The sequence below is a fragment of the Streptomyces sp. NPDC012637 genome, from assembly GCF_042954805.1.
Lineage (GTDB): Bacteria > Actinomycetota > Actinomycetes > Streptomycetales > Streptomycetaceae > Streptomyces.
On the sequence record NZ_JBIBDS010000002.1, the window covers coordinates 930064 to 951435 of the forward strand.

The window sequence follows — 21372 nt, forward strand, 5'->3', positions numbered from 1 at the left end:
GTGGACTAGACCTCAATCCTTCCTTTACTCGGATCGTCCGGCACGTTCCTGCCGGTGAAGGGACACATCACCATGGCTTCCGTCACCTACGACAAGGCGACCCTGGTCTACCCCGGCGCCGAAAAGCCCTCCGTCAACGAGCTGGAGATCGAGATCGCCGACGGCGAGTTCCTCGTCCTCGTCGGCCCCTCCGGCTGTGGCAAGTCGACCTCGCTGCGCATGCTGGCCGGCCTGGAGGACGTCACCTCCGGCGCCATCCGCATCGGCGACCGCGACGTCACGCACCTGCCGCCGAAGGACCGGGACATCGCCATGGTGTTCCAGAACTACGCGCTCTACCCGCACATGACCGTCGCCGACAACATGGGCTTCGCGCTCAAGATCGCCGGCGTGAACAAGAGCGAGATCCGCGCCAAGGTCGAGGAAGCGGCGAAGATCCTCGACCTCACCGAGTACCTGGACCGCAAGCCGAAGGCGCTCTCCGGCGGTCAGCGCCAGCGCGTCGCCATGGGCCGCGCCATCGTCCGCGAGCCGCAGGTCTTCCTCATGGACGAGCCGCTGTCGAACCTCGACGCCAAGCTCCGCGTCTCGACCCGTACCCAGATCGCGAGCCTCCAGCGCCGCCTGGGCATCACGACGGTGTACGTGACGCACGACCAGACCGAGGCCCTCACCATGGGCGACCGGGTCGCGGTCCTCAAGGACGGTCTGCTCCAGCAGGTCGACACCCCGCGCAACATGTACGACAAGCCCGCCAACCTCTTCGTGGCCGGCTTCATCGGCTCCCCGGCCATGAACCTGATCGAGGTCCCGATCACCGACGGCGGCGTGAAGTTCGGCGCGAGCGTCGTCCCGGTCTCCCGCGAGGCCATCGCCGCCGCGGCCGCCAGGGGCGACACCACCGTCACCGTCGGCGTCCGCCCCGAGCACTTCGACGTGTCGGGCCCGACCGGCAAGGACGGCCTGGCCGTGACCGTGAACGTGGTCGAGGAGCTCGGCTCCGACGGCTTCGTGTACGGCTCCACCCGCGTCGGCGGCGAGGACAAGGACGTCGTGGTCCGCGTCGGCGGCCGCGAGGTCCCGGCCAAGGGCTCCACGCTGCACGTCGTGCCGCGCTCGGCCGAGCTGCACGTCTTCTCGACCTCCACGGGCGAGCGTCTCTCCGACTGACGCTCGCGCCGCACGCCGGACGCTCCGACCCCGCTTGCGGGGGCGGGGCCGTTCGCGTACTGGAGGCATGAATCCCCGACTCGGCGAAAACCCCGGCAGAACTGGGCAAACAGGCACCCGCCCACTCCCCTGCGTCAACACGGGATTCGAAAAGCCGCCTCGAACCATCCCTCGCGAGAGTGACTAAATGTCGCCATATCACTACCGGCCGCTACGCTCGCCTGCGTGACGCACACTGCCCGCCGAATCGGCCGCTCTCTCGCCCTCGTCCTGCCCGTCGTCCTGGTGCTCTCCGGAACGCTCGCGGTGTCCGCCGTTCCGTGGGCCGGACAGAGCCACGGGACCCAGATGCTGACCGCGTCGACCGCCTCGTCGACGGATGCCTCCACCCGGGCCAAGTCCCGTGCCCCGCAGGATATTCTCCGCGACCAGCTCCTCGCAGAGCTTCAGGAGAAGGACCCCGGGGTCGCCCTCACCCACCTCCAGCGTGAGGTGGAGAACCGGCCCTCGCTCGCCCAGCACTGCATGTCCATCGCCCGCGCCCTCGGCGCCGCCGCCGTCGAGCGCTTCGGCCCGACGCGTGCCCAGTCCTACTCCCGCCCGGTCTGCGACACCTCGTTCGCGACCGGCGTCATGAACGCCGCCTGAGCCGGGCCCGGTAGGCCTGCCGTTCACCGCATATCGTTCCCGGTATGCACTCTTCCCCGACGCAGGCCGTGGTCCTGGCGGGCGGCCAGGGCTCGCGGCTGCGCCCGTACACCGACGACCGCCCCAAGCCGATGGTCGAGATCCCGGGCACCGGGACCCCGATCATCGGCCATCAGCTGTCCTGGCTCGCCGCCGAGGGAGTCACGGACGCCGTCGTCTCCTGCGGCCATCTCGCCGAGGTGCTCCAGGAGTGGCTGGAGACCGCGGACCTGCCGCTGAAGGTGACCACGGTCGTCGAGTCCGAGCCGCTGGGCCGCGGCGGCGGCCTCAAGTACGCGGCGGCGCACCTGCCCGAGCCCGGGAAGCCCTGGTACGCCACCAACGGCGACATCTGGACCCGCTTCTCGCTGCGCGAGATGGCCGAGTTCCACACCGAGCGCGACGCCACCGCGACCCTCGCGCTGGCCCGGCCGCGCATCCCGTGGGGCGCCGTCGAGACCGACGCCTTCGGGCACATCACCGACTTCATCGAGTCGCCGCCGTCCCCGTACCTCATCAACGCGGGCGTGTACGTCTTCTCCCCGGCCTTCACCGAGCTGCTGCCCGAGCGGGGCGACCACGAGCGCACCACCTTCCCGCGCCTCGCCAGGGAGCGGCGTCTGGCGGGCTTCCCGCTGCCCCAGGGCGCGTACTGGCGGGCCATCGACACCGCCAAGGACCTGACGGAGGCGGCGAAGGAGCTCGCCGCGCAGGCGTAGCCCCGGCGAAGCGCGGGCCCGGCCCCCGAAACGCCGAGAGGGCGGCACCACGGATCGTGGTGCCGCCCTCTCGCGCGTCGCGGCCCTCGGCGCGGCGCGGTGGGCCCGGCGCGGCCTCACACCAGCGCGGCGGCGGTCAGGGCCAGCGCGGAGCCCGCGAAGACGGCCGTGTGGCGGACGTTCTGGAGGGTGCGGGTCCAGGCGGGGAAGGCGCCCTCGGCGGCCTTCAGGAAGGCCGGCACGTCGACGCGGAGGAGCTCGGCGTCGCCCTTGCGGCGGAAGGCGGCCTGGACGGACTTCACGGCGCCGAGCTGGCTCTGCAGGATCGCGATGTTGGCGAGCAGGGCGATGGAGGAGAAGACCCAGGTGAGGGTGGTGCCCCAGGGGTTGCCGGCCAGGTTGAGCGTGGCGGCGGCGATGTTGACGAGGGCGAAGGAGCCCGGCGCCCACCACTCGTGACCGCTCGCGTCGAAGCGGAGCTTGTTCTCCTCCAGGACCTCGGGGCGGATGCCCTGGCGGCGCAGCTCGGCGACGGCGGCGGCCTTGGCGGCGGCGCCGAAGCGGTGGCGCAGCAGCGGGATGCCGAGGAAGGCGGTGGCGACGAGGATCTGGGCGACGGCGGCGACGAGGGCGAGCGCGTTCATGAGAACTCCCGGTCCGAGGGACTTGCACTTAGTTCAGGTCCTGGTGCCGAGAACTGTAGACCCGGACTTGAACTAAGTGCAAGAACTGCGAGGAGTATCGGCACGGACGTCGGCAGCACGAAGGGCCCCTGGCGTTCCCATGGACACCAAGGGCCCCTCGTGAACCGGTCCGCCGGCCGCCGGACCAGCCAGGTCTCCGGGCCGCCTCAGCCCAGCAGGCCCCCGATCGGGTTCCGCGCGCCGCCCGACGTCGAGCCGCCGTCCGACGAGCCGGTGCTGCTCCCGCTCGACGGGGTGCCGCTCGTGCCGCCCGACGTGGAGTCGCTCGTCGAGGACGACGGAGCCGTCGTACGGGTCTGGCTCGGGCTCCGCGTGGTCGTCGCCGGCGGGCTCGTACGGTCGCTGCCCCGGGTCTCCCGCGCCGACTCCGTCGGCTTCGCCTCGTCCTCGTCCTGCTCGCCCGTGCCGCTCGCCCCGGTCGTCGCCGTGGGCTTCGGGCTCTTCGTGGCCTTGCCGGACGGGCTGCTCGTGCCCGGCTCCTGCGGCAGCGGCTGCCCCGGCAGGTGGTTGATCGGGTCGTCGTTCGGCCCGGGCACCGTGACCATCTGCGAGGAGCGCACCGCGCCGCCGAGCATCGAGCCGACGAGCAGCGTGAGTCCCACGACCACCGCCGCCACGACGGTGCCCCGCCGCAGCACCCGGCGGCGCAGCTCCCACAGCTCCGAGCGCGGCCCGAGGGTCCGCCAGGCCTCGCCGGCGAGCCGGCCGTCGATCGAGTACACCGGGGCGCCCGCGATGATCAGCGGCGACCACGCGGCCAGGTAGATGATGTCCGGCGCGTCGTAGACCGGGACGGTCTTCCAGCTGACGGTCAGGATCAGCGCCGCCGACAGCAGCGCGCCGACCACGGCCGCGACCCGCTGCCACAGGCCGAGGACGGTGAGGACGCCGACGACGACCTGGAGGAACGCGACGGTGAGGCCCGCGCCGACCGGGTGCTGCAGCGCGAAGTCGCGCAGCGGCTCGGCCAGCGCCCACGGGTGCAGCGAGTGCAGCCACTTGACCATGGAGCCGCGCTCGCCGCCGTCGAAGTAGACGGGGTCGCAGAGCTTGCCCATGCCCGCGTAGATCGAGATGAAGCCGAGGAAGACGCGCAGCGGGAGGAGCACCACGCCCAGGTTCATCCGGCGGCCCGGGTAGTAGGCGTGCCTGACGGCGTCGGGAGCCTGCCGCTGCGCGCGGGCGTGCGGATCGGCGCCCTCGTCGTACCCGTCGGGCGCCATCTCGTACACGTCGTCGTACGCGCCCTCGGCGCGCCGCATCGGCGGCAGCAGCGGGGCGGGCGGCCCGGCCGCCGGCACCACCGGGGTGGGCATCGTGTCGTCGATGCGCGGAATGGTCTGGGTCGTCGGCTCCAGGGTGGAGACGGCACCCGCCGCGGACGAGTCGCGGACCGCCTGGAGCAGCCCGGTGGCGCCCGGCGCGGACCTGCCGCTCCACACGACGGGCCTGCGGCGGGCCTGGCCGGCTCCCGCGCCGACACCCGCCGCGGCTCCGGCGAGCGCGGCGATACGGGGAGCGACCTTCGTCTCCTTGGCCGGCGCGAGCCGCACACGGAAGCTGGCGTGGTTCACGATCACCTGGGCGGGATCGGAATCCACCTTGACCATGCTCAGCGCCGGCTGATCGTCGAACCCCGGCCGGGGCGTTCTGGTGTCCACACTCATCTAACCGAGTGATGCGGGGTTAGGACACTGCCTTGACGGACCCGAAATGTCGGGGGCCCGTCAAGATCACGGCCGGGGCGCGTCCCCCGTTCGGGTCAGCCCGTACGGGGGACGGATCAGCTCATGCGGCGGCGGGCCGCCTCGTAGAGCACCACGCCCGCCGCGACACCGGCGTTCAGCGACTCGGCGCCGCCCGGCATCGGGATGCGGACGAGGAAGTCGCAGGTCTCGCCGACCAGACGGGACAGGCCCTTGCCCTCGGAGCCGACCACGATGACGACCGGGCCGGAGAGCGCCTCCAGCTCGTGCACCTCGGTGTCGCCGTCCGCGGACAGACCGACGACCGTCAGGCCCGCCTTCTGGTACTGCTCCAGGCAGCGGGTCAGGTTGGTGGCGCGGGCCACCGGCGTACGGGCGGCGGTGCCGGCCGAGGTCTTCCACGCGCCGGCGGTCATGCCGGCCGCGCGCCGCTCGGGCACGACCACGCCGTGGCCGCCGAACGCGGACACGGAACGCACGACGGCGCCCAGGTTGCGCGGGTCGGTGACGCCGTCGAGGGCCACGATCAGCGGGTCCTCGTGGTCGTCGTAGGCCGCCTCGGCCAGGTCCTCGGGGTGCGCGTACTCGTACGGCGGGACCTGGAGGACGAGGCCCTGGTGGTTGAGCCCGTTGGTCATCCGGTCCAGCTCGGGGCGCGGCGCCTCCATGATGTTGATGTTGCCGCGGCCGGTGGCGAGGTTCAGGGCCTCGCGCACGCGCTCGTCGTTGTCGATGAACTGCTGGACGTAGAGCGTGGTGGCGGGCACGCCGTCGCGCAGCGCCTCGAAGACCGGGTTGCGGCCGACGACCATCTCCGACTGGCCCTTGCCGCCGCGGCGGGCGACGGGCTTGCGCTTGGCCGCGTTCCGGGCCATCGCGTTGGAGACGCGGTACGCCTTGTGGCCCTTGCGGTTCTCGGCCTTGGGCGTGGGGCCCTTGCCTTCGAGGCCCTTGCGTCGCTGGCCACCGCTGCCGACCGTCGCGCCCTTCTTGTTGGACGTGCGACGTCCCCTGCGCTGGCTGTTCCCGGCCATGACTGCTACCTGTTTCCTCTACCTGCGTGCGTATGAAGTCTGTAAGTGAAGTGTGCCGCCCGGAGGCCCGGACGGCACACGCGTCGTCGTACTAGCGGTTGGCGAGGGTCCAGCGCGGACCGTCCGGGCTGTCCTCGATGGCGAGGCCGGACTGCGTGAGCTGGTCACGGATGGCGTCCGCGGTCGCCCAGTCCTTCCGCTCGCGGGCGGACTCGCGCTGCTGGAGCACCAGCCGTACGAGCGTGTCGACCACCCCGTGCAGCTCCTCGCCGCCACCGGTCTCCTCGGCCCAGTGCGGGTCGAGCGGGTCGAGTCCGAGGACGCCGAGCATGGCGCGCACCTCGGCGAGGCGGGCGATGGCCTCGTCCTTGTCGTCGGCGGCCAGCGCGCTGTTGCCCTGGCGGACGGTGGTGTGGATGATCGCCAGCGCGTGCGGCACGCCCAGGTCGTCGTCCATGGCCTCGGCGAAGGCCGGCGGCACCTCGTCGGCGGGCGCGACGGGCGAACCGGCCTTCTCCGTGGCGCGCTGCACGAAGCCCTCGATGCGGCCGAAGGCGGCCTCGGCCTCGCGCAGGGACTCCTCGCTGTACTCGATCATCGAGCGGTAGTGCGGGGTGCCCAGGTAGTAACGCAGGACGATGGGGCGCCAGTTCTTCACCATCTCGGAGACGAGGACGCTGTTGCCCAGCGACTTCGACATCTTCTCGCCGCTCATGGTGACCCAGGCGTTGTGCACCCAGTACGAGGCGAAGTCGTCGCCGAAGGCCTTGGCCTGGGCGATCTCGTTCTCGTGGTGCGGGAAGATCAGGTCGAGACCGCCGCCGTGGATGTCGAAGGCGGAGCCCAGGTACTTGTGCGCCATCGCCGAGCACTCCAGGTGCCAGCCCGGGCGGCCGCGGCCCCAAGGCGTCTCCCAGTCGGGCTCGCCCGGCTTGGTCGCCTTCCACATGGCGAAGTCGCGCGGGTCGCGCTTGCCGGAGACGCCCTCGTCGGGCTGGCGCAGGTCGTCGATGTCCTGGTTGGACAGCGACAGGTACTCCGGGAAGGAACGCACGTCGAAGTAGACGCTGCCGTCGGCGACGTAGGCGTGGCCGCGCTCGATGAGGCCGCGCATCATCTCGACCATCTCGGTGACGTGGCCGGTGGCGCGCGGCTCGTACGTGGGCGGCAGGCAACCGAGGGCGTGGTAGCCGTCGTTGAAGGCGCGCTCGTTCTCGTAGCCGATGGACCACCAGGGGCGGCCCTGCTCGGCGCCCTTCCTGATGATCTTGTCGTCGATGTCGGTGACGTTGCGGACGAACGTGACGTCGTAGCCGCGGTACGCGAACCAGCGGCGCATGATGTCGAAGTTCAGGCCCGAGCGGATGTGCCCGATGTGCGGGGCGGCCTGCACGGTCGCGCCACACAGGTAGATCGAGACACAGCCCGGCTTGATCGGGGTGAAGTCACGGATCTGCCGGGCGCTGGTGTCGTACAGGCGAATAGTCACCACACCAGGGTAGTGGGCGGGGGGCAGTGCCCCGCGACCCTTTGCGGGTCGCGGGTGACACTTTTCCACGCGTACCCACGCGGCGCGGACCCGGCGGACATCCGCCGGACCGGCTCCAGGGCGTGCCGTCCGGATCTTCGCCGGGTCCGCGGCGGGCCCGGCCCCGGTCCGAAAGACCCGGCCTAGGCGCGGGCAACCGGGTAGACGAGGGCGGTCGCGAGGGCGGCCAGGCCCTCGGCGCGGCCGGTGAGGCCGAGGCCGTCGGTGGTGGTGCCGGAGACGGACACGGGTGCGCCGGCCGCCTCGCTCAGCGCCTTCTGGGCCTCGTCGCGGCGCTTGCCGACCTTGGGGCGGACGCCGACGACCTGGACGGCGATGTTGCCGATCTCGTAGCCCTCGGCCCGGACGATACGGGCGGCCTCGGCGAGCAGGGTGACGCCGGAGGCGCCGGACCACTCGGGGCGCGAGGTCCCGAAGTGGGCGCCGAGGTCACCGATGCCGGCGGCGGAGAACAGCGCGTCGCAGGCGGCGTGGGCGGCCACGTCACCGTCGGAGTGCCCGGCGAGCCCGTACTCCTCGTCCTCCCACAGGAGACCGGCGCACCACAGCTCGCGCCCCTTCTCGAAGGCGTGGACGTCGGTGCCGATGCCGGTACGCGGCAGGGGCAGGGGCGTCGTGCGGAGCTCAGAAGCCATCGTTGGCCCTCCTGCGGGCGAGTACGGCCTCGGCGAGGACGAGGTCGAGGGGACGGGTCACCTTGAAGGCCTCTTCGTGGCCGGGCACGACGACGACGGGCGCGCCGAGCTTCTCGACCATGCCCGCGTCGTCGGTGGCGCCCTCTCCGGTGAGGGCGACGGTGGCGTGGGCGTTGACGAGGGTGTCTCGGTCGAAGCCCTGCGGGGTCTGTACGGCGCGGAGGCGGGCGCGGACCGGGGTGGCGACGACCTGCTCGGGGCCGCCGGGGCGCTCGGCCGGCTCGACCTCCTTGACGGTGTCGGCGACGGGCAGCGCGGGCACGACGGCGACGGCGCCGTCCCGTACCGCCTCGATGACGGCGTCGACGGTGTCGACGGGCACGAGCGGGCGGGCGGCGTCGTGGACGAGGACGGTGGTGACGTCGTCGGGGATCGCCTTGAGGCCGAGGTGGACGGACTCCTGGCGGGTTTCGCCGCCGGGCACCACCACGTAGTCGGTCCGCTCGGGCAGGGCGTGGGTGTCGAGGAGGTTCTTGACCTCGGCGGCGCCGTCGGACGGCGCGACCACGACGACGAGGGAGACGGCGCGCGAGGCGGCCATCGCCCGGACGGCGTGGATGAGCATGGGGGTGCCGTTCAGCGCGCGCAGCGCCTTGGGGGCGCCCGGGCCGAGGCGCACGCCCCGGCCGGCCGCGGGGATCACCACGGCGGTGCGAGTAGGACGCGCTTCGTCTGTCATCGGTTGCACTCCGGCAGGTTTGTTTCCGCGGGCGACGTGGGTATGGCGTCAGCAGGCTTGCCGCGACGCCTTGACCGGGCCCTTTCCGTGACGACGGTCGAGGCGTCGCCGTGCGAGCCGCCGTGATCGTCGTGATGGGTGCCGAGGTCGGCAGGGGGTCGGGAAAAGAGAGACGAACATGCCGCAGTGCCCGGCGACGGCACTGTGGAATCAGTGGGATTCACAGCGCGTCAGCGGGCACCGCGGCATTGTGCGTGGCATGTGTGTGCGCCAGACGTCGGATGGCATCAGACGGCAGGCGTCAGGACGCGAGCACCTCGTCGAGAAGTGCTTCGGCCTTGTCCTCGTTGGTGTTCTCCGCGAGGGCCAGCTCGCTCACCAGGATCTGGCGCGCCTTGGCGAGCATGCGCTTCTCACCGGCGGAGAGACCGCGCTCGCGCTCGCGGCGCCACAGGTCGCGCACCACTTCGGCGACCTTGATGACATCGCCCGATGCGAGCTTCTCCAGATTCGCCTTGTAGCGACGGGACCAGTTGGTCGGCTCCTCGGCGTACGGCGCGCGCAGCACCTCGAAGACCCGGTCCAGCCCGTCCTGACCGACCACGTCGCGAACACCGACGAACTCCGCATTGTCCGCCGGCACACGAACCGTCAGGTCGCCCTGCGCGACCTTGAGCACCAAGTAGGTCTTGTCCACGCCTTTGATCTGGCGAGTTTCGATGGCCTCGATCAGCGCGGCCCCGTGATGGGGATAGACCACGGTGTCGCCAACCTTGAACGTCATGTGACAGGTACCCCTTCCGTGGCTATCCAGAGTAACACGGATACGGCTTCTTCTGAATGGCGTTTTCGCAGGTCAGGGCATATCTCGGGGCTTGACAACAGCGCCGCGGACGTGCTGCGGAGGCCTTCCGGAAGGCGGTATTCGCAGGTCGGAGCGGCTGCGTGGACGCAGAGAAACACCCACGTTACAGGCTCCGAGGGTGGCGCGAGAGAGGGGTGATGTCCGGGTTTGCCGGGTTCGGTGTGGCCCTCTTCACGTAGTCCGTTCGAGGATCGACCACCCGTACGGGCGGATTCTCGAATTGATCACCGGAGGATTCTCGAATGGCGCCGAGGGGTGGTGCACGGGTAATGCGCGGCCGGCGGCCGAATTGATCACGGCGCTTATGTGAACGGCGCGTCAATGGGGCGTGATCCGGCCATGACGGCGGGTTCTCGACGGAGGGACGGCGGGCGGACCGTAGGGAGGGGCGGGCAGCGGGCGGGCGCCGGGGCCGGGGCGGGCGCCGGGCGACGCCCGGGCGGGGCGGGGCGGGGCAGGGGCGGGGCCCGGCGGCGCGCCCTCGCCCGCGGTGGTCCGCGCCCTTGCCCGCGGTGGTCCGCGCCCTCGCCCGCGGTGGTTTCCTCAGCGTCGAGACGGGTGCGCCTCCGCGTCCGAGACGGTTCCGCCACGCGTGCGATACGGGTCCGTCCCGCGTCCGATACGCGCCGGGTACGCGTCCGGTTACGCGTTGGGGGCGGGTCGGGTGCGGGACGGAGAGTGCGGCTCGGTAACCTAAGCGCGCTGACACACCTTTAGTCGTTACTTAGCCCGTCCGTACGTCCTAGGAGTTGCCGCCGCCGTGAGCCGCAGCCTTCGACGCGGCGCCCTCGCCGCCACCGCCATCGTGATCTCGATCGCCTCGCTGTCCGCCTGTGGTGCGGGCAACGACGCACAGACGCTCGGCGTCCGGCCGGACAACGCCGCCGTCACGGTGGACGACGTCAAGATCCAGAACGCGCTCGTGATCACCCAGCCCGACCCGGGCGTCGTCGGCCCGGCCGTCGTCTCCGCCACCATCTTCAACGACGGCCAGACGCGGCAGACCCTCGAGTCGATCACCCTGCCGGGCACCGTCGGCACCGTGAAGCTCAAGGCGGCCGAGGGCAGCGGCCCGATCGTCGTCCCCGCCGGCGGCTCCGTCGTCATCGGCGGCGCCGGCAACGCGACCGCCACGATCGAGGGCGGCCTGCGGGAGGCCCGGAACGGCGACGCGCAGAAGGTCGTCTTCAAGCTGAGCAAGACCGGCGACGTGTCGCTCGACGCGTTCGTCGTCCCGGCGGAGGGCTACTTCAAGGAGTACGGCCCCGCCGAGATCCCGAAGCCGCCGGTCACCACGCCGACCACCGGCGCCACCGCCACTCCGACGGGCGAGGCCGGCCACGGCGCCACCCCGACGGGCACGGCCACCCCGACCGGCACGGCCACGCCGACCGGCGAGGCCACCCACGCGGCCGGCCACTGAGCACCGCACGCACACACGCGAAAGGGCGCCCCCTCCGAGGAGGGGGCGCGCTTTCGTATACGCGCCGGCGCGGCGTCCACGCGCCGGCACGGGGCCGGCCTACGGCTCGAACTTGTAGCCCAGGCCGCGCACCGTCACCAGGTAGCGCGGGGCGCCGGGGTCGGGCTCGATCTTGGCGCGGAGGCGCTTCACGTGGACGTCGAGGGTCTTCGTGTCGCCGACGTAGTCGGCGCCCCAGACCCGGTCGATGAGCTGCATGCGGGTGAGGACGCGGCCCGCGTTGCGGAGCAGCATCTCCAGGAGGTCGAACTCCTTCAGCGGCAGGTCCACCTTGCCGCCCGCGACGGTGACCACGTGACGGTCGACGTCCATGCGGACCGGCCCGGCCTCCAGGGCGGCGGGCGTGACCTCCTCCGGCTCGCCGCGGCGGCGGAGCACCGCGCGGATGCGGGCGACCAGCTCCCGCGAGGAGAAGGGCTTCGTCACGTAGTCGTCGGCTCCTATTTCCAGCCCGACGACCTTGTCGATCTCGCTGTCCTTGGCGGTCACCATGATCACCGGGACGTTGGAGCGGCCGCGCAGCTGCCGGCACACCTCCGTACCGGGCAGTCCCGGCAGCATCAGGTCGAGGAGGACGAGATCCGCTCCGTTGCGCTCGAACTCGTCGAGGCCGTCGGGCCCGGTCGCCGCGACGGCGACCTCGAAGCCCTCCTTGCGGAGCATGTACGACAGGGCGTCGCTGAAGGATTCCTCATCCTCGACGACAAGCACTCGGGTCACGGAAGGACCTCCGGGGCAGGGAGTGGTTCGGTCATGAGATCGGGGGTGGTGGAGGTGGAGGTGGCGGCGGAGAGGGAAGGCGAGCCGGAGCCGAGCCCGGAACCGTGGCCCGAGCCGGAGCCCGGCCCTGAGCCGGAGTCATGGCCGGAGCCGTGGCCGCCGGAGCCGGAGCCGTGGGCGGAGCCGGAGCCGGAGTGGCCGGAGCCCTGGACCGAGCCGGAGCCGGAGCCCTGGACGGAGCCCGGGCTGTGGGCGTGGCCGAAGCCGTCGTCGTGGCCGAGGTCGTGGTCATGACCGGGGTCGTGGTCATGGCCGTGGTCGCCGTACTCGTCGTCGTGATCGTGGTCGCCGGCCGTGCCGTTCTGCTCGGCGCGGCGGTTCCGCCCCGCGCCCGCCTCGGGCAGCCGCAGGGTGAAGGTCGAGCCCTGGCCCTCGGTGCTCCACACCGTGACCTCCCCGCCGTGCGAGGCGGCCACGTGCTTGACGATGGCCAGGCCGAGGCCCGTACCGCCGGTGGCGCGGGAGCGGGCCGGATCGACCCGGTAGAAGCGTTCGAAGATCCGCTCGCGGTCCTTCTCCGAGATGCCGATGCCCTGGTCGGTCACCGCTATCTCGATCAGGTCGCCGCCGGGTGCCGCGACGCGGCGGGCGGCGATGCCGACCCGGGTACGGGCCGGTGAGTAGTTGACGGCGTTCTCGACGAGGTTGCCGAGGGCGGCGGCCAGCTGGCCGCGGCTGCCCCAGACGTACAGGTCGGCGGTGCCTCCGGACGCCATCGTGATCTGCTTGGTGGAGGCGGTGTGCCGCGAACGGTCGATCGCCTCGGCGACCAGCTCGTCCACGCGCACCGGCTCGGAGTCCTCCAGCGGGTCGTCGTTCTGCACCCGCGAGAGGTCGATGAGCTCCTGCACCAGATTGGTGAGGCGGGTCGCCTCGATCTGCATCCGGCCTGCGAAGCGGGTGACCGCCTCGGGATCGTCCGAGGCGTCCATGACGGCCTCGGAGAGCAGCGAGAGAGCACCGACGGGCGTCTTCAGCTCGTGGCTCACGTTGGCGACGAAGTCGCGCCGCACCGCTTCGATGCGGCGGGCCTCCGTCAGGTCCTCGACGAGCAGCAGCACGAGCCGCGACCCCAGCGGGGCGACCCGGGCGGATACCGCCAGGGCCTCGCCGCGTCCGGTGCCGCGCCGCGCCAGGTCGAGCTCGACCTGGCGTATCTCCCCGTCGCGGCGGGTGTCGCGGGCCATGTTGAGCATGGGCTCGACGGCCAGCTTTCCGCCGCGGACGAGGCCGAGCGCGTACGCCGCCGAGCTGGCCTTGACCACCGAGTCGCTCTCGTCGAGGACGACCGCGGAGGAGCGCAGCACGGACAGCACGGTGTCGACGCCGGGCGGGAGCACGGCGTCGGTGTGCAGGGAGGTACGGGTGGGTCGCGCCTGGTCGCGCTCGCTCCAGCGGAATGCCAGCATGGCGATCACGCCGGTGCACACGCCGGCGATAGCGGCCAATGCGGCGACCGCCGCGTTCACGTCCATGCCATCCAGGTTATGCGGGTCGAATGACACTCTCCCAGCCGTCCGGGTGGCTCCTCGAACAGTCGTCGCCCAGAGTTCACCGAGGAGACGGTGCCGGTTCATTTGCCCTGGTGGACACTGCGGCGCGCGTTGCCCAGAGTTCACCTGGGTGACAGGGGTGGTTCACGCGAGGGGGTGGAGCCCGACGCGTACGGGCCCGAACGTGGGAGCGTGGGGGCACGGACCGACCCGGGAACCGGGGTCCGGGCCCCGAGGCATTTGCGTAGAGCGCGCAGAGACGTAGAGAGGGACGACATCGATGCGGGACGCGTACCACGAGGAACTTGACTCGATCGGCGAAGGCCTGGTCGAGATGGCCCGTCTGGTCGGTTCGGCGATCGGGCGCGCCACGACGGCGATGCTGGACGCCGACCTGAAGCTCGCGGAGAGCGTCATCGCCGCGGACCAGAAGATCGACGACCTCCAGCACGACCTGGAGGCACGGGCGATAGCGCTGCTCGCCCGGCAGCAGCCGGTGGCGACGGACCTGCGGATCGTGGTCACCTCGCTGCGCATGAGCGCCGACCTGGAGCGCTCGGGCGACCTCGCCCAGCACGTCGCCAAGCTGACCAGGCTGCGCTTCCCGGACCGGGCGGTGCCGAACGACCTGCACGCGACCATCCTCCAGATGGGGCAGCTGGCGCAGCGTCTGATGGCGAAGGCGGCCGAGGTGATCATCACCAAGGACGTCGACCTGGCGATGCAGCTGGAGCAGGACGACGACGAGATGGACCTGCTGCACCGCACGCTCTTCCAGCACCTGATGGACGACCGCTGGAAGCACGGCATCGAGACGGCCGTGGACGTGACGCTTCTCGGCCGCTACTACGAGCGGTTCGCCGACCACGCGGTGTCGGTCGCGAAGCGCGTCGTGTACCTGGTGACGGGCGAGCACGCGGACGAGCTCCAGCCGGCGGAGGCGCCGGTCGAGGGCGCGTAGGCGCTCCGGGGCGGACGGCCGGGCGGCGGCCGCACGGCCGTCGCACACCTGTGCGCCGTTGATGCGCCCAGGTGACTGGGCATGCAATGGGGGGAGGCGAGGTACGCCTCTCAGGGAGGGACCCATGGCCGAATCCGCTCCGATCACCGACCCTCAGCAGGAGAGCGCGCTCCCGCGCGACGCGACGTTCCTGCCCGTCCTCGGCGCCTGCGGGTGCGGCTCGGGCTGCGGCTGCGGCTGCCAGTCCGGCGGGCCGTGCCAGTGCGGGGGCTGCTCCGGCTGACCAGCGCGAAGCCTCGGTGCGGGCCCCGCCCGGCTCTCGGGCGGGGCCCGCGACGCGCGCGGTGTGCGTACGTACGCGGCGAGGCCGCGACGAGCGGGCGGATACGCGTGGAGCTGGAGGCCGGGGCCGGGGGCCGGGGCCGGGGGCCGTACGTGTGCGGCGCGGGGCGAGGCCGTGCCTGGGCGGCCCGAACACCTGGGGCCCCCCGGTAGCACCCGTACTCCTGGGGCTTAGTCCCACTCCTGCGAGCCCCACCCGCACTCCTGGGAGCCTCACCGGTGCTCCTGAGAGCCCCACCCGCACTCCTTGGGCCCTTCCCTTTCTCCTGGGAGCCCGACCCGTACCGCTGAGAGCCCCACCCTTGCTCCTTGGGCCCTTTCCCTCCTCCTGGGACCTCTAAGAGATGTCCAGGACGCCGACCGTCTGGTCTCCGGCCAGTTCGCCGGTCTCGCGGAAGCCGAGCCGGCGGTAGAAGTCGCCGGGGCCGTTCCCGCCCTGGTGCCAGCTCACGTACATCTCGGTCGCCCCGCGCCGCTTCAGCTCCTCGCGGACGGCGTCGACGGCGAAGCGCCCGTACCCCTTGCCCTGCTGCCCGCCGCTGATGTTCAGCCGCCAGAGCCCGCTGCGCCGGTCGTCCGGGTCCTTCTCCGCATTCCACTGGATGTCGACGAAGGCCATCAGGAAGCCGACCAGCTCGTCGCCGTCGAAGATCAGCCGGGGCCAGGCGGTCTCGCCGTACGCGTAGGCCTCGGCGAGCGAGCGGACGACGGGGGCGACGTGGTCCCGCTGGTGCGGATGGACGCTCAGGCCGAGGGCGGCGTCGACGTTGGCGGGGGTGACCGGCTCCAGGCGCGGTGACGTGCTCATGGCCGGGACGCTAGGCGAGGGCAGGCACCGACCGCGCGCGAATATCGCTCACGCGCATCGCGCACAACAAGGGGCGCGGACCCGGCCGGCTCGACCAGGATGACCCGCATGCCGACCTCACCGTTGCTGCCGCACCACACCGTCCTCACCCAGGCGACCACTCCCGGGGAGGTGGGCCCGGAGCTACGCCGGCGGCTGATCGAGTGCTGGACGGCGGTGACGAACGCGGGCGGCGCCGCCGGTTTCCCGTTCCCGCCGGTCACGGAGTCGGACGTCGCACCCGTGACGGACGCTCTCCTCGCCCGTCTCGCGCCCGACGGCCACCGGCTGATCACGGCGACGGTCGGCACGCGGCTGGCCGGCTGGGTGGTGCTCGGCCACGAGCCGAACCCGCTGGTCGCTCACTGGGGCACGGTCCACCACCTGCAGACCCACCCCGACTTCCGCGGCCTCGGCCTGGGCGGGGCCCTCATGCGCGAACTCCACCGCGTCGCCCGCGACGAACTCTTCCTCACCCACCTCCGCCTCGCCGCCCGCGGCGGCGAGGGCCTGGAGTCCTTCTACGCGTCCCTCGGCTGGACGGAGACGGGCCGCTGGCCCCGCGCCCTACGCCTGGGCCCGTCCCCGGAGGACGTCCGGGACGAGGTACTGATGGGCCTGGAGCTACGGCCGGCGGCCGAGAGCTCCGGTCTCGTCCGCGACGACGGCGCCGGGGTCAGCCCCTGAGGAAGACCACCGAGCGCAGCTTCAGGCGGTCCGTGGCGGGGTTGCCGTGGGGGCGGAGGGTCCAGGTGTCGCCCGTGCAGTCGGGCTCGGTGAAGACGACCGCGTACTCGTCGGTGTCGTTGTGCGGGGCGAAGGCCGGTGAGGAGGCGGAGGGGTCCGCCACCTCGGGGAGGGTGACGCACTGCCCGCTCGCCGGATCCTGCAGGGTGACGAGGAGGGGCTGCCCGTCCAGGTCCGTCACGCGGTAGCCGAAGTCACCGGTGGCGGCGTGGGCGGGCGAGGCCAGGACGGCCGTGAGGGCGAGGGTGCCGCACGTGGCGGCGAGGGTGTGCCGAAGGCGCACGGGGGTTCTCGTTTCGTGAGGACGACCAAGGTCGTCCTCACTGTGCTCGCCGGGCGCGACCGCCACGCGCGCCGCCGGAGCCGAAAGCTTTCTTTGTCGCCCGTCCGGGCGACCGCCCGGCCGGCTACGGCGTGAAGACCTGCTCCAGGCGGTGGATCGCCCCGTCGTCGCCGGTCGTGTACTTGAAGACCAGACCCGAGTCGGGGTGCGCGTTCACCCAGTCGATGAGCTCCTGCACGCCGATCCGCGTGTTCTCGGTGCTCGCGACGATCGGGTCGGTGGCCGTGACGTACGCGGCCTGGTCGAGCGCCCAGCGGCTGTCCTCGCCGCTGACGACGAAGGGCCCGCCGTCGGTGTCCTTGCCGCCACAGCCCCAGGCCCCGTGCTGGAGAACGAGATTGACCTTGCCCGTGCTTCCGGGAAGCTCCTCGATGCGGTAGAGGGCGAACTCGTCGGGGTCGTACTCGTCGGGCGTCGGCGCGGCGGTGACGCAGTCGGCACCGGGCGCGCCGCCCGGCTTGGTCGCGGGCTTCGCCGTCGGCTTCGTCGCGGGCTTCGCGGTCGGCTTCACCGTCTCCTTCGACGGCGTCGCCGCAGGCTTGGCCGCCGGCTTCGCGCTCGCCCCTCCCGACGCGCCGGCGGACGCCGCGGTGCCCGGGTCCTGCGACGGCGCCGGCGCCGACGCCGTGGCGGCCGTACCCGGCTGCGCGGCCGCGCCGTCGTCCTTCTGACAGGCCGTGAGCGAGGCGGCCAGCGCGACGGCGGCGAAGGCGACACCGGCGGATCTGAAGCGCGTGATGTTCATCCCGGGACTCCCCCTTGTCAACGGCGGCCATCCGAAGCCGCGTCCCGTCCCGGAACGTAGCAACGCCCCACCCCAGGCGCGATATCCGGCCACGCTCTGTCGCACACCCGCGACATTCCCGTCACGCCCCGCGGACGGGAGCACCCGCTCCGCCGCCGCGGAGGTGCGGCTCACCACCCCGCGTGCTGGACTGGAGGAGCCGCTCCCGTCGGCACCGTGAGGAGAAGGCCAATGGAGAACCTCGAAGAAATGGGGCCCGTCGACTACCTGGTCATCGAGTTCCCCGGGAACCGCATGACGGGTGAGGCGTTCCCGCTCCTCGTCGACCTCGCCGATCGCGGCATCATCCGGATCATCGACCTCGCCTTCGTCGGCAAGGACGCCGACGGCTCGGTCGCGGGTCTGGAGCTGCGGGACCTGGGCGACGGCGAGACCGACATGTCGGTGTTCGACGGAGTGTCGACCGGAGTGCTCGACCAGAGCGACCTGGAGGAGGCGGCCAACGCCCTCGACCCCGGCAACTCGGCCGCCGTGCTGGTCTACGAGAACCTGTGGGCCGCTCCCCTGGCCCGCGCGCTCCGGCGCAGCGGCGCCCAGCTCGTGGCCAGCGGCCGCATCCCCGTACAGGCCCTGCTCGCGGCCCTGGACGCCACGGAGGAGGCGTCGCCGTCCGGCGGCCCCGTGGCCGCCTGATCCGGCACCCGCACGGACACCGACCCTGGGAGAGGACCGACCATGCCCGGACTGCTGAGGGGCGTCGCACGCACGGCCGTCGTCGCCGGAACCGCCACCGCCGTGTCCAACCGCGTCTCACGGCGCCAGGCCGGCCGGTGGGCGCAGCAGGACTACGCGCAGCAGGAGCAGTACGCCCGGCAACAGCAGTACGCCCAGCCCGAACCCCCGCCGCCGCCGTCCGCCCCGCCGACCACCGCCACGGACGACGACATGAGCCGCAAGATCGAGCAGCTCAAGCAGCTCGGCGACCTGAAGGCTCAGGGCGTCCTGACGGACGAGGAGTTCGAGGAACAGAAGCGCCGGCTGCTGAGCTGATCCCCCGCCGAGCCACGAAGAAAGCCCCCTCCCCGCCGGAAACCCGGCAGGTCGGGGGCTCTCCCGTACGCGTCGGCCGGCCCTCGCGAGCGGCCGCGAGCGTCGGGACTACTTCTTGCCCTGGTTCTTGATCCGACCTGGGCCGCTATCCGGCTGATGGCCTCTGACCTGCGGCTCAGCCGTCATGGCCTGTCACCGTTGGCCGCCCTCGATCGCCCTTCCACGGCCCAGGGACGGCCCAGCGCTAGACGGTCTCACTCCCCGGTCCCGGTGGAACTCGCAGCGACAAGGGCTAGTAGCCCCCTATGTTGGTGCGATGTCGATGTCGAAGTCAGCTATCCAGAGGCTCGGGAAGCGTCTACAGGAGCCCGATGGAGCGACGGATGATGCCCTGTCGCAGTTGGAAGAACTACTCATCGACTACGACGACCTGCTCTCTGCCGCACGCGGAGTGATTGACAACCTCTGCGACGCCCTTTCGTGGCCCCTAGGAGTGACCCATCGCCTCAAGACGACAGACACCTTGATCCAGAAGCTGCGACGCGCCAAGGAGAAGGGTGAGAGCACCAACCTGGCTCGAGTCCAGGACATCGCCGGCATCCGGGTGTCGGGGGACATAACACTGACCGAGCAGAACGACCTCCGCGACATGATCATCGAAGCCTTTACCAAACAAGGGCATACATGCACGATGAGGGATCGCCGCGAGGAGCCGGTAGTCGGATACCGCGCCGTTCACGTCATCGTGACCCTGGGGAGTCAGTACGTGGAGGTCCAGATCCGCACAACTGCCCAAGACCTGTGGGCCAACGTCTTCGAACGTATCGCTGACATCTTCGGGCGCGACATCAGGTACGGGAAGGACCCAGAGATCGGCGGTCAGGCAGCCAAGGACGTCATCGCCGGCATGGAATCCATGTCTGAGGAGCTGTACGCGCTAGAAAAGTTGGCCGACGAGGGAGTTGCCACCCCAGGTGGGCAAGAAGCTACTCTAGAGGTCCAGAAACGACTAGATGCACTCCGTAGAGTGCTGAGGCAGATCGAGACGATCAAGGGAGGGCTCCCCACATGAAGGCGTTGAAGCACTTCCTTCTCGTCTACAACCGCCAGAGCGGTGCAACCGACATTCGTGAGGAGTTCCCTTCCTCTGAAGGGCGCGCTGCCCTGAAGGCTCGATTCCGGCTGGAACGAGAGCTTCACGGCCAGGACACGGAGATCGTCGTACTCACCGGATCCTCTGTGGCTGCACTCAGGAAGACTCACTCCCGGTACTTCAACTCTGATGCCAGCCGAGCCCTGACGGCCGCTTGATCAGGCCTTTATCCGGCCGCGCTTACAGAGCGTAATTTCCAATGGTCGCCGTGTTGCTATCCGGGTTACGCTCCGTCGCTACGCTGACCTATGGCCACGGAGCGTAACCCGGATAGCAACACGGCGACAACGTGGCGAGTGTTCTTGGTGAGAAATTTACCTACGGATGCCGGTCCGAGCTGCCTCGGACGCTGCTGACTCCCCCCACCAACTACCCCAACTCCCATCCCGTCTGCCGTCGGCCCACACACCGTGGAGCAGGCGCGGTGCCGGGCGTCCAGGTGGAGCGCCCAACTGGACGAACGACCTGGACGCCCGGTGCCGTGTCTGCTCGGCTCTGCCTGGGCCGACGGCAGACGGGATGGGAGTTGCCCACCGCCACACCCCACCGGCCGGCACCCGCGTACGGTGCCCCCGCCATCCCGGAGCCTGAGGCCCCCGCCGGAGGCATGTCGGTGACCATGGGCATCCCGTTGGGGCTCGACTCATGCCCTTGGGCCTATCCCGCCTTGCAGGGGCGGGCGTCGGCGCAGCGGGGCGGAGCGGGCCGAAGGCAGGAGCGGCGCCCCGAGCGGAGCCGGAAAGCCCGCCCGGCGGAGCGGAGCGCAGCCGGGTGCTTGATGAGGTAGAGAAACCTGTAACAGCTCCCCTATGGGCGGATGTACGCGATCGTCGCGTCGTCGTGCTGCTTACTCCGGGGCCATCGGCTGAGATGGGGGTCGGACTGCTCCGCTTCGCGGACTTGCCGGATCGCGTAGTCGGGGCCGTGGCTGGTGAGCAGATCCAGATAGCCCGGCCAGTCGGTCGTGTGAAACGTGGTCACGAGTCGCGCCGCGCCATCGGTCAGCAGGGCTGCTCTTTGGACGTGAGATGCGCTCGCCGTACCGGTGAGGGCCTGGCTCGCTGCTGCGGGGTCGGCCGCTGCCACCCAGTACCCGCCTTGAGTGTTCCGTAGACCACGCTCTTCCCTGACGAGGGCCTGATGGGCTTTCCCCCGCTCCTCCGATCCGGGAGTCGCCTGCGCGAGAGCTTCACGGGCTTGTGGCGCCACGTGAGCAAGGCGGTCATCCGTCACGGCCGTGACCACCCCTTTCTGGTCGACGACGACAGTGCAGTCCCCCAGGACCAGCCATTCGAAAAGCTCGCCCTGTACACGGGCCATGGCCACCGTTGCGGATGGCGAGAGCGGGGCATCGACAGTGCACGTATCCCTGTGCAAGTCAGCCGTGGACTCGATCGCCGCGGCCAAGCAATGGATGAGTGAAGACTCCTCCCGAGCCGCCTCAGCGTGAAGTCGTGCGCCCAACTGCTGCACGTACCATGCGACTCCGTGACTGCACCCCGAGTCCATGCCGGGTGCCATGCCGGCGCCGTCCAGGATCACCGTCGCAACCGGGCTGGACAACACCAGGTCTTCGTTGGCCCCGTGCGGCCGTGCGGCGCTGGCCTGGCGGACCTGCAC

General features: G+C 71.2%; 24 protein-coding genes. 11 read left to right on the forward strand and 13 right to left on the reverse strand.

The genetic code is table 11. The features are described 5' to 3' along the window. Window positions 1-72 precede the first annotated feature (72 nt). From ACFY8W_RS12445 to ACFY8W_RS12455, 3 genes are all read left to right on the forward strand, one after another. Window positions 73-1170 carry a sn-glycerol-3-phosphate ABC transporter ATP-binding protein UgpC gene (locus ACFY8W_RS12445; RefSeq protein ID WP_391103564.1) on the forward strand — a complete coding sequence of 366 codons (1098 nt, stop codon included), beginning with the start codon at window positions 73-75 and terminating at the stop codon, window positions 1168-1170. A gap of 225 nt (window positions 1171-1395) precedes the next feature. After that, complete coding sequence (locus tag ACFY8W_RS12450) at window positions 1396-1818, forward strand: hypothetical protein (RefSeq protein WP_391103566.1); 423 nt, start codon at window positions 1396-1398, stop codon at window positions 1816-1818. A gap of 44 nt (window positions 1819-1862) precedes the next feature. Further along, entirely contained in the window at window positions 1863-2576 is a 714-nt protein-coding gene (locus ACFY8W_RS12455; protein ID WP_391103569.1) for a sugar phosphate nucleotidyltransferase, read from the forward strand. A 116-nt stretch (window positions 2577-2692) separates the two neighbouring features. Here ACFY8W_RS12455 and ACFY8W_RS12460 read toward each other — a convergent pair whose 3' ends face one another. The 7 genes from ACFY8W_RS12460 to ACFY8W_RS12490 form a co-directional block, all read right to left on the reverse strand. Beyond that, the gene (locus ACFY8W_RS12460; protein WP_391103571.1) at window positions 2693-3220 is read right to left on the reverse strand and encodes a hypothetical protein; all 528 of its coding nucleotides are present in this window, start codon (window positions 3218-3220) and stop codon (window positions 2693-2695) included. 206 nt (window positions 3221-3426) lie between these two features. Then, window positions 3427-4947, reverse strand: a complete 1521-nt coding sequence (locus ACFY8W_RS12465; protein ID WP_391103572.1) for a DoxX family membrane protein — start codon at window positions 4945-4947, stop codon at window positions 3427-3429. A gap of 116 nt (window positions 4948-5063) precedes the next feature. Beyond that, window positions 5064-6020, reverse strand: coding sequence for a 23S rRNA (guanosine(2251)-2'-O)-methyltransferase RlmB (gene rlmB / locus ACFY8W_RS12470; protein WP_391103573.1), 957 nt, complete (start codon window positions 6018-6020; stop codon window positions 5064-5066). 91 nt (window positions 6021-6111) lie between these two features. Next, a complete protein-coding gene (gene cysS, locus ACFY8W_RS12475; RefSeq protein WP_391103574.1) occupies window positions 6112-7509 on the reverse strand; it encodes a cysteine--tRNA ligase in 1398 nt (465 codons plus the stop codon). Window positions 7510-7691: 182 nt separating this feature from the next. Further along, window positions 7692-8204 carry a 2-C-methyl-D-erythritol 2,4-cyclodiphosphate synthase gene (gene ispF, locus ACFY8W_RS12480; protein WP_391103576.1) on the reverse strand — a complete coding sequence of 171 codons (513 nt, stop codon included), beginning with the start codon at window positions 8202-8204 and terminating at the stop codon, window positions 7692-7694. Continuing rightward, complete coding sequence (ispD, locus tag ACFY8W_RS12485; protein ID WP_391103578.1) at window positions 8194-8943, reverse strand: 2-C-methyl-D-erythritol 4-phosphate cytidylyltransferase; 750 nt, start codon at window positions 8941-8943, stop codon at window positions 8194-8196. Before ispD ends, ispF begins: the two co-directional genes overlap by 11 nt. Window positions 8944-9244: 301 nt before the next feature. Next, window positions 9245-9727 carry a CarD family transcriptional regulator gene (locus ACFY8W_RS12490; protein WP_003953493.1) on the reverse strand — a complete coding sequence of 161 codons (483 nt, stop codon included), beginning with the start codon at window positions 9725-9727 and terminating at the stop codon, window positions 9245-9247. An 841-nt stretch (window positions 9728-10568) separates the two neighbouring features. Here ACFY8W_RS12490 and ACFY8W_RS12495 point away from each other — a divergent pair. Further along, window positions 10569-11231: a DUF461 domain-containing protein gene (locus tag ACFY8W_RS12495; protein ID WP_391103580.1), complete on the forward strand. Its 663-nt coding sequence runs from the start codon at window positions 10569-10571 to the stop codon at window positions 11229-11231. Window positions 11232-11330: 99 nt separating this feature from the next. Here the strand turns inward: ACFY8W_RS12495 and ACFY8W_RS12500 are convergent, their stop codons facing one another. Together ACFY8W_RS12500 and ACFY8W_RS12505 are read right to left on the reverse strand one after the other, a co-directional pair. Further along, window positions 11331-12011, reverse strand: coding sequence for a response regulator transcription factor (locus ACFY8W_RS12500; RefSeq protein WP_015035162.1), 681 nt, complete (start codon window positions 12009-12011; stop codon window positions 11331-11333). Continuing rightward, complete coding sequence (locus ACFY8W_RS12505) at window positions 12008-13546, reverse strand: ATP-binding protein (RefSeq protein ID WP_391103582.1); 1539 nt, start codon at window positions 13544-13546, stop codon at window positions 12008-12010. The genes ACFY8W_RS12500 and ACFY8W_RS12505 overlap by 4 nt, the downstream gene beginning before the upstream one ends. Before the next feature lie 298 nt (window positions 13547-13844). Between ACFY8W_RS12505 and phoU the strand changes: the two genes are divergently transcribed. Continuing rightward, the gene (gene phoU, locus ACFY8W_RS12510) at window positions 13845-14525 is read left to right on the forward strand and encodes a phosphate signaling complex protein PhoU (RefSeq protein WP_391103584.1); all 681 of its coding nucleotides are present in this window, start codon (window positions 13845-13847) and stop codon (window positions 14523-14525) included. Window positions 14526-14649: 124 nt separating this feature from the next. Further along, a complete protein-coding gene (locus tag ACFY8W_RS12515; protein ID WP_384410130.1) occupies window positions 14650-14808 on the forward strand; it encodes a hypothetical protein in 159 nt (52 codons plus the stop codon). Window positions 14809-15204: 396 nt separating this feature from the next. Here the strand turns inward: ACFY8W_RS12515 and ACFY8W_RS12520 are convergent, their stop codons facing one another. Continuing rightward, entirely contained in the window at window positions 15205-15675 is a 471-nt protein-coding gene (locus ACFY8W_RS12520) for a GNAT family N-acetyltransferase (RefSeq protein ID WP_391103586.1), read from the reverse strand. Between the two features lie 108 nt (window positions 15676-15783). On the opposite strand from ACFY8W_RS12520, the gene ACFY8W_RS12525 reads away from it, so the two are divergent. Then, entirely contained in the window at window positions 15784-16401 is a 618-nt protein-coding gene (locus ACFY8W_RS12525; RefSeq protein WP_391103588.1) for a GNAT family N-acetyltransferase, read from the forward strand. On the opposite strand, the gene ACFY8W_RS12530 is transcribed toward ACFY8W_RS12525, so the two are convergent. Continuing rightward, window positions 16391-16744: a hypothetical protein gene (locus tag ACFY8W_RS12530; RefSeq protein ID WP_391103589.1), complete on the reverse strand. Its 354-nt coding sequence runs from the start codon at window positions 16742-16744 to the stop codon at window positions 16391-16393. The genes ACFY8W_RS12525 and ACFY8W_RS12530 overlap by 11 nt on opposite strands. A 124-nt stretch (window positions 16745-16868) precedes the next feature. Next, entirely contained in the window at window positions 16869-17549 is a 681-nt protein-coding gene (locus ACFY8W_RS12535; RefSeq protein ID WP_391103590.1) for a hypothetical protein, read from the reverse strand. Between the two features lie 231 nt (window positions 17550-17780). On the opposite strand from ACFY8W_RS12535, the gene ACFY8W_RS12540 reads away from it, so the two are divergent. From ACFY8W_RS12540 to ACFY8W_RS12555, 4 genes are all read left to right on the forward strand, one after another. Then, window positions 17781-18242: a DUF6325 family protein gene (locus ACFY8W_RS12540; protein WP_391103592.1), complete on the forward strand. Its 462-nt coding sequence runs from the start codon at window positions 17781-17783 to the stop codon at window positions 18240-18242. A gap of 42 nt (window positions 18243-18284) precedes the next feature. Then, window positions 18285-18599 carry an SHOCT domain-containing protein gene (locus ACFY8W_RS12545; RefSeq protein WP_391103594.1) on the forward strand — a complete coding sequence of 105 codons (315 nt, stop codon included), beginning with the start codon at window positions 18285-18287 and terminating at the stop codon, window positions 18597-18599. Window positions 18600-18915: 316 nt separating this feature from the next. Further along, window positions 18916-19671 (forward strand): hypothetical protein, encoded by a 756-nt coding sequence (locus tag ACFY8W_RS12550; RefSeq protein ID WP_391103597.1) that lies wholly within the window; start codon window positions 18916-18918, stop codon window positions 19669-19671. Further along, window positions 19668-19910, forward strand: coding sequence for a hypothetical protein (locus ACFY8W_RS12555; protein WP_391103599.1), 243 nt, complete (start codon window positions 19668-19670; stop codon window positions 19908-19910). Before ACFY8W_RS12550 ends, ACFY8W_RS12555 begins: the two co-directional genes overlap by 4 nt. A gap of 649 nt (window positions 19911-20559) precedes the next feature. On the opposite strand, the gene ACFY8W_RS12560 is transcribed toward ACFY8W_RS12555, so the two are convergent. Beyond that, a complete protein-coding gene (locus ACFY8W_RS12560; protein ID WP_391103602.1) occupies window positions 20560-21372 on the reverse strand; it encodes a protein phosphatase 2C domain-containing protein in 813 nt (270 codons plus the stop codon).